At 35.6% G+C, this 7,383-nt stretch carries 6 protein-coding genes and 2 pseudogenes; 4 read left to right on the top strand and 4 right to left on the bottom strand.

Annotation, left to right across the window (positions count from 1 at the left end; all coding sequences use genetic code 11):
• Positions 1 to 32 precede the first annotated feature (32 nt).
• Both BFL01S_RS18050 and BFL01S_RS18045 read left to right on the top strand, forming a co-directional pair.
• Positions 33 to 1,955 (top strand): DUF6792 domain-containing protein, encoded by a 1,923-nt coding sequence (locus BFL01S_RS18050; RefSeq protein WP_061786540.1) that lies wholly within the window; start codon positions 33 to 35, stop codon positions 1,953 to 1,955.
• Between the two features lie 3 nt (positions 1,956 to 1,958).
• Complete coding sequence (locus BFL01S_RS18045) at positions 1,959 to 2,345, top strand: hypothetical protein (RefSeq protein ID WP_061786539.1); 387 nt, start codon at positions 1,959 to 1,961, stop codon at positions 2,343 to 2,345.
• Positions 2,346 to 2,422: 77 nt separating this feature from the next.
• On the opposite strand, the pseudogene BFL01S_RS20190 reads toward BFL01S_RS18045, so the two are convergent.
• Positions 2,423 to 2,698, bottom strand: a pseudogene (locus tag BFL01S_RS20190) (Cif family virulence factor).
• 281 nt (positions 2,699 to 2,979) lie between these two features.
• On the opposite strand from BFL01S_RS20190, the gene BFL01S_RS18040 reads away from it, so the two are divergent.
• Together BFL01S_RS18040 and BFL01S_RS18035 are read left to right on the top strand one after the other, a co-directional pair.
• Complete coding sequence (locus BFL01S_RS18040) at positions 2,980 to 3,213, top strand: hypothetical protein (protein ID WP_197414243.1); 234 nt, start codon at positions 2,980 to 2,982, stop codon at positions 3,211 to 3,213.
• A 78-nt stretch (positions 3,214 to 3,291) separates the two neighbouring features.
• Positions 3,292 to 3,504 (top strand): annotated as a pseudogene (locus tag BFL01S_RS18035) (hypothetical protein); the annotation flags it as partial.
• Positions 3,505 to 3,536: 32 nt separating this feature from the next.
• On the opposite strand, the gene BFL01S_RS18030 reads toward BFL01S_RS18035, so the two are convergent.
• The 3 genes from BFL01S_RS18030 to BFL01S_RS18020 all read right to left on the bottom strand — a co-directional run bounded on the left by BFL01S_RS18030 (position 3,537) and on the right by BFL01S_RS18020 (position 7,145).
• On the bottom strand, positions 3,537 to 4,925 hold the full coding sequence (locus tag BFL01S_RS18030; protein ID WP_061786537.1) for a Sau3AI family type II restriction endonuclease: 1,389 nt from the start codon (positions 4,923 to 4,925) through the stop codon (positions 3,537 to 3,539).
• 136 nt (positions 4,926 to 5,061) lie between these two features.
• Positions 5,062 to 6,357 (bottom strand): DNA (cytosine-5-)-methyltransferase, encoded by a 1,296-nt coding sequence (gene dcm / locus BFL01S_RS18025; protein WP_061786541.1) that lies wholly within the window; start codon positions 6,355 to 6,357, stop codon positions 5,062 to 5,064.
• 158 nt (positions 6,358 to 6,515) lie between these two features.
• Entirely contained in the window at positions 6,516 to 7,145 is a 630-nt protein-coding gene (locus tag BFL01S_RS18020) for a hypothetical protein (protein ID WP_082802781.1), read from the bottom strand.
• Positions 7,146 to 7,383: the final 238 nt, after the last annotated feature.

Raw genomic sequence — 7,383 nt, 5'->3', positions numbered from 1 at the left:
AATTTTTAAAAAAGAAAGAAAGTGAACAATGAATGAGTGATAACCAACTTGTAGAAACAAATGAACTATGGCTAAGAATTACAGACCTAGGTTATAAGGATATAAGTAAAGAAGAGTTTGCGCAAGAAGTAGAGCGGATTTATATTGAAGAAACAGGTAAGCCTTTAAAGGGAGAAATAAGCGTTGTGCGTTCTTCTGAAATTAATCAAATAGCGAAAGATGAGAATTCTTCTTATGACGGAACGGCTATACATATCTATTCAAAAGAGCAGGACGTAAACGAAATGTACGTAATATCTCAAGGTACAACAGACGCTAATGATTGGCTGTATAATATACGAGCAATGCAGGCTGGGGTAGATACTGCCCAAGCAGATAGTACAAACACTTTTGTGAAGGAAGCTCAGAAAGAGTTTAAAGAGAGAGCATCAGTAGAAGAGATTTCTAGTACCATTGGGTTGTCACATTCGTTAGCTCATAATAATAATACCGTTTCGCAATTGCTAAATGGAAACTTTGACGAAATTTACAGTGTAAATGGTGCGCAATCAACGTATTTTCAGCTTTATCAAAATGATTATAAATTTGCCGAGGCAGTTAAAGAAAAGTTTAATATAAGCTCTACTGACTATAAAGCCATCTACTCTCTCCCTCAGAACGAACTTAAAACTTTCGCAGAAGCGTATTATAAAGAAAAAGGTACGGTCATTCACCAGGTTATTTCTTCTGATGATCCATTGAACGCCCTGGCAAATATTCGAGGGTTTTTCACATTGGGTGATGTCACCATGATTGATACGAATCCTGACAAGCCAGGTCTAAAAGCTATTATTGACAAAATTCCAGATTCAGAGGTTAAAAGCTTACAAGATTTTGCATTAGTGTATGCAGAGGGATTTCAGAACGGTGGAAACAATCAAGGGATTGAAGACTTAACGGGTGTGAATATGGACGTCGTCGATAAAATTATGAACGACGGAGTAGGAGCTGCTGTTGGCACGTATTTCAGCAAAGACCTTGATGACATGATTTCAGACGTCAATAAAAAAGTGCCGCCTTTGCTTGAAAAGGTTACGAACATCACGTCGAATGCAGATGTGATTTTTGGTGAATTGAAAAACGCAGGCTATATTACAAACGCACAGAAGCAAGTCGCAGTGGAAGAGCTTGCGAACATTGAAAAGTCATTAAAAATCATTGAAGAAAAAATTAATAGCATCGACGAGAACCGCAAAATGTCAGAAGAAATGATGGAAGGTACGAAGTACAGTCCATATGCAGGTCAAGCAGCTATGGCCAGCGGGTTTAACGTAATGGCTGGTGATGTGAATGCCGCTATTGCCATTTATCATGAAGTGCAAAATATGCAAGCGAGCGCTAAGCGATTACATGAAGAGCTAGGGTCAGTTATGGAAGAAATTATTGCAAGTCATGGAATTACTGAAATGCTAAATGCGCTAGGTGCTTCTAAAAACCAAGGATATTTAGGTAATGATTTGGTGCTGATGACTGGTGGAAATCAAGAAATTAAAGTAAACATTTCGGCTGCGGTGCGCATGTACCAAGAAGGACAGCAGGAGCTTCAGAAAAAGAAAACGTATATCACTAAAATTGCTGAAAGGTTTCAAGAGCATATTATTGATGATTATGAAAATCAAAAGCAAAAGGTGCTTAGCGATATCCGTAATATTGAAACGAACCCGTGCGGTCAGCTTCCGCTTTTACGAAAGCACGTGTTTTTACCTTACTTTTCACCTGTGCAAATTGATAAAGTAGAAGTAACTGAACAGTTTAACGGTTTAAGCGGCATGGATATTTCTCACTTGATGGAAGGTTTAACTAAAAGCTTGACGGATAACGAAGACTTTTTAGAGTCAACAAAGTCCAATATCGAACAGCTTTTCAGCAAGGACCGAGATCTTAGTATTCTATTTAACTATGTGCCTGGAGGATAACAGATGGAAGGAAATGAAAGCAAAACAGCGTTTATGTTTGAGCGCGTCTCGCCGCAAGAAGACTTGACGGATAGAACCCAACAATTTACAGAGCTCACGGATAAAATTGCCGCTATTGACGACGCATTGGAAAAGAAAATCCAGAAAATTGTAGTGGAAGACGATAGCAAAGGTAAAGTAATAAACGCGATTGTAGAAGAAGCAAAGGAACAAAAAACAAAAAGCATTGCGCTTTTAGAAACGGTAGAAGAAGAAATTGAAAAGCTTGTTTCATCTTACAATGAACAAGTCGATGCAATAAAAAGCCAAAGCATGATGATTACATACAGAGAAATGATGTATTCTACTTCACCTTTTGGGAACGTGCCGAAAGGTCCACCTTATAAGTAATGAAGAGTAGTCGAGAAGTTGAAAATCCCGCTATTAACATAAAGTTGATAGCGGGATTTTTATGGTAAACATAAGTATTAAACTTTCTCTTCACTTCCAATTAATGATGTTCCGTATGAGTTATCAATGATGCATAGCCAGTTACATCTTGATTTTTTTGGAACAATTGTATGGTTGCAGTGCTGAGCAATTTTAATGAATGCCCGCTTAATTTCCTCTTTTCCACGAGCTATTTATCCCGGCTTGATTGCTAAAATAGTATTCTCAGTATAGTACTCCATTAATTCATCAAAGCGTTCAGCTTTAACTAACAAATTACATTCTTTAATAATTTCTTTTAACTCATGCTCCATCTCAATTACTCCATTCCGTCAAAATAGTGGTAAGTTCTTCATGTGCGAACTACTTTTATCGTAACATAAATAAGTTATGGATTTTTTTAAAATAAAATGTAATATTTGTTAAATTAAGTAGTTAAAAAGTATGAAAAAAGGTCCGATATAATTAAAAATGGATATGAAATACGTTACCTCATACCTGAAATATAGTAAAGAAGTCTTGAGTGAAATCAGTATATTCTGTATATTGGATAGTAAGTGAATAAACAGATAAAAAGTCAGGTAGGAGAATGCCTATGAAAGAAACGAAAAGAGAGCGCTTTATCCGCGTAGCGGAAGCCAGAACAAACAAAATTATTGCTTTAATGGAGCTGCTTGGAAACTGCTCAAACAGAAATAACTACGAATACACGGACCAAGAGGTTGCGACCATTATGAAAACGCTAGATATGGAACTTGCGGCGCTGAAAGCGAAGTTTGATCAGCAGAGTGGGAAGAAGAGGGACCGGTTTAAGATTAAGGCAGATTAAAATATCTGCCTTTTTTATTAATAAGGCTCTGTTAAAGGTAAATGTTGATATTTGAAACCACCTCTAAATCTTATTATAATTAATTTTATGCCACCAGAAAACGAAATTAGTGCAATTGCATCAAATCTTTCTCAAGATAGTACAGTTCGCAAAGAATGGGAAAAGAAATTATCAACATTAAAGAAGGGGCAGTGTGTAGTATACGGTCCGATGTTACAACCTGATGGGACGTTAAAGCAAGTGCAGCCTGTAGTAATTAATATAAGTAGTTTAAACGGTAGATTGAATTAATAAAAAGTAGCGGTGTATGAACCGCTACTTTTTTAATATAAATCTTTAAGTAGAGAAGCAATATAAGTATCATTTAACCAATAGCATTGCTTTGTAATCATTTGACCGTCTGGTAGTGTTATTTTATCATTGCTATTTTGAGCTTTAGGGCGAATATGGCTTACACCGTTAAAATCCTTTTTAGGAAAGTTATTATGTGTTCTAGATGATTTGCCGTAAGGCTTTTCTTGGATAACAACACCGTTTTGAAGAATGGTATTTACTTCTTGCCATAACTGTTTCATCTTGGTTTCAATTGTATTAACAGGCATATTCCAAAGTTTAATACCTTTAAAGTATACTTCTCGGTTCGGATTCTCTTTTTCAGTTTCTTTATATTGAAATACAACGAATAAAAACTTTGTGTCATAGAAAGTTTGTCGAAGTTCACTTTCTTCCCAACTTTCTGTAGCCCAAGCATTAAAGTCTATATTTTTAAAAGACATACTTTCTTTAGGAACGCCATTAGGTTTTAGTCTAATTGTTTTAAACTGAATATTTGCTTTGGAAAACTCTTCAATTCCATCTAATTTCGTACCTTTAATACCAAGCAAAGAGCTAATAATTTGAGGAATAAAACTTTTAGCTTTAGGATTACTGTTAACGTTCAAACGTGCAGCCATCTCTGTAGGTGTTAGTCCTTTGTATGGTGCAAACCTATCAGCTAAAATTTCTTCTAATGATTTCTTTTTTAACTCGTTAGCCGAGGTAAAACTAACTAATTGATCGCTATGTAAATATTTTCTTACTAGAGCAGTCATATACGATTGTTTTAAAGAAAAAGCTCGTTGCATAGCACGTAGAGGAGAGTTAGGTTGTTCCCGCAAAGAATTTTTATTAGCTCCTTTAGAGCAAGCACCGAGGTAGTTTGTATCTCCCTCAGATAGTTCATGAGCTTTTCCTGCCTTAATTTTATTAACTATTGTGTGCCAATCTTGTTTAATAATTTCTAAATCCGCTTCTGGAAAAGTAAATAAAATACTTTTAAACACCTTTAAATCTTCGCGCTCTATACCTGGAATCCATTCGTAAAACATTAATAAAAGGTTTTGATTTTTTTTCCAAAAGCTTGATGTTTCAAACGTGTACTTAACTTCTTCCATGTAATTAATAATATTAAGTACCAATCTTTCTTTTGCAGAGAATGTTTTATTTTTGTTTTGCTTAAAAGGGGTCACTTTAAGTTCTAAGTTTAAATGTTCAAAGTCTGGTCGAGCATCGGAATTAATCTTATAGCCAAATAGGCTCTCTTCAATAACTTGACCAAAGCCCCCCTTAGAATTTTTGTTAGAGAGTCGATTGTAAGAGTCTATTTCTTTAAATGTTTTACCTTCAGCTTCTTTTGCTTTCAACATTACTTCATCAGTTGTTAGATATTCCATTGCTTAACTCCTTATACTATTTGTGTTTTTACAATTAAAGGATATAGTGTAATTATAATATATCAAGGTATATATTGCTAGATTTGGTGAATAATATAAGAAAAAGGCTTCTACATTAACCGTAGAAGCCTTTTTCTTATAACATTGTTGGTTGTTCAAAACCCTGTTCGTAAAATTTTTCCACATCTAGATTATAAATCTCTTTAATTCTTTCACCCATTAATGCTACTAGTCCTACAACTAAAGCATTTCCCATACAAAAATATCGAGTTCTTAAAGGCATCCCTGTTTCAGTCCATTTTGCAGGAAAGTCATTTAATCGTTCACACTCTTCTGGTGATAAATAACGAAGGCGTTTAGTATAAGGATCTTCAATAACGTGTGAACTGCGGTTTGAAGTACCTTCACTAGTTAGCATTGTTCTTCCTGGCAGCGTAAGGGGGTCTGGAAAGGACATTCCACCTTCTGAATAAATATATTTATGGCCTGTTTGTGCAATTCTCTCAATTTTTTTCGGACCTTTAAGGTATTTTAATTCTTCTAGTTCAGTGCGTCCTTTTTTATTAATCTTCGATTCATCAAGGTAAAATCTCTCATCTACTGGACCGAGTTCTTGATAAATTTCTTCGACTACTTCACCCAAAGTTTTTGGCGATTTTGTCAGAGGAATTAGTTCAGCTGTATAAACTTTACCATCACGCATAATACCTGCATTTCGATAATTTTCGCTAAACTCATCGGAGACATCGACGATATCACGTGGTAACGTAACAGATTTATCTTTATGTTTTAATGAAGGTTCTTTTTCGACTTTAAATGAAGGAGCAAAGAACCCTTTTTTATGAAGAATATCTTTTTCATCTAATTTAGCTTGCTGTGTTGCAAATTCAGTTTCAACTGTGTAAGCAAAGATAAAAACTCTACGTCTGCGTTGAGCAAAACCATAATCAGCTGCATTAATTACACGCCACTCAACGTAATAGCCAGCATCACGAAATGCTGTTAACATTATAGAGAAGTCTCTTCCACGTTGTTTAGAGGGTGATTTTAACAATCTATCTACATTTTCTAAAAGAACGTATTTTGGCTTTTTATATTGGACGATGTTCATGATTTCCCAGAACAGAACCCCTTTTTTACCTTGAATACCTTTTTCACCAGATAAGGAACGTGCAACCGAATAGTCTTGACAAGGGAAACCACCAACTAATAAATCGTGATCTGTGATGTCTTTCCATACTTTCGCGATGTCCTCATTTACATGAGACGAGTCATCTCCAAAGTTTTCTATATAGCAGTTAAACGCATGCTGACTTTTAGTGGATGGCTCCCATTGATTCATCCAACTAACATCAAAACCTCCTGCGTTTTCTAAGCCTAAACGAAATCCGCCAACACCGGCAAACAGTTCAGCTACTTTAATATCTTTCATTACCAAATAAGAACATCCTTTCGGTTTAGAATAAAGCTTAGCTTCTATTATAATAAAAATTGCTAGAAAGATCAATAGGAAAGAACCAATAGTAGTAACTTTTTAATTATACAATATGGAAGAGAAAAGATGATCAACTTAACTCGAGCTAAATTTAATTATTCTGTTAATCCTTCCCCAACCAACTCCCCATAATGCACAACCTCAACTCCATCAACTTCTCTCGCAACAACCGCAGCATCCACCATCGACAGCTGCGCAGCATAAACCCTATGGTCTGGATACGCTTTTGTTAGTTCCGCTAACCCTTGAGACACAACATCTAGATACTCTTGTTTTTCCCCGTTCATAATCAGATGAAAAGTATTAGGAATTAGATGAGACTTAGCTTCTATAGAAGAGTCAAATTTAGCTAGTGCTTGCATGGTACCATCAACTGTTTGGGGGTTGGTAAAGGCAAGGATAACAGGATTTTTTTCAGCTTTTAGCTGTGTAAATAATAGTTCGTCAATTTTAATAATGGGAACTGAGAGGTCGTTTAGCGGTAGGTGAGCCGTGAAAAAGGTGCAGGTTACTAAAATAGCATCTACGTGACAAGAAGAAATCCAGCTCATTGTATTGGCGAGCTTACTTTGAATAAATTCTGGTTTAAAGTGAGCATCAGCTTTTTGTCGGTCGAATCCGGGTTCGACGAAATGAATGAGTTCAGCTTGATGGGAGCTAAGCATTTTTTCAATGACTTCGATGTTTGAGTGGTGTGCATGTAGGCAAGCGATTGTTTTGGGCATGGTATCAGTTCCTTTTTTCGTTTACCCCATCATATCATGGAGATAAAAAAGGGTAAATGCTTATAGTTAAAAGTAGAGAAATGTGCGGAAGAATACTATGTTCTTACAATTCAGGGCTTCTAGGTAACACTTTTGCTTTTATATGTAAATGGCTTTTTGTTTAGCGAGTGCCTTCTATATGTGAACTATGTAATGACGTATTCATTTTATTATAGATAATAATATAGATATAATTTAT

The sequence above is a fragment of the Priestia flexa NBRC 15715 genome, assembly GCF_001591565.1.
Classification (GTDB): domain Bacteria; phylum Bacillota; class Bacilli; order Bacillales; family Bacillaceae_H; genus Priestia; species Priestia flexa.
This window is presented reverse-complemented; position numbering and strand designations above follow the sequence as displayed.

Bases quoted from the DNA above. Each gene is read 5' to 3' on its own strand.
- BFL01S_RS18050 (WP_061786540.1), top strand. From the start codon at position 33: ATGAGTGATAACCAACTTGTAGAAACAAATGAACTATGGCTAAGAATT.
- BFL01S_RS18045 (WP_061786539.1), top strand. From the start codon at position 1,959: ATGGAAGGAAATGAAAGCAAAACAGCGTTTATGTTTGAGCGCGTCTCG.
- BFL01S_RS18040 (WP_197414243.1), top strand. From the start codon at position 2,980: ATGAAAGAAACGAAAAGAGAGCGCTTTATCCGCGTAGCGGAAGCCAGA.
- BFL01S_RS18030 (WP_061786537.1), bottom strand. From the start codon at position 4,925: ATGGAATATCTAACAACTGATGAAGTAATGTTGAAAGCAAAAGAAGCT.
- dcm (WP_061786541.1), bottom strand. From the start codon at position 6,357: ATGAAAGATATTAAAGTAGCTGAACTGTTTGCCGGTGTTGGCGGATTT.
- BFL01S_RS18020 (WP_082802781.1), bottom strand. From the start codon at position 7,145: ATGCCCAAAACAATCGCTTGCCTACATGCACACCACTCAAACATCGAA.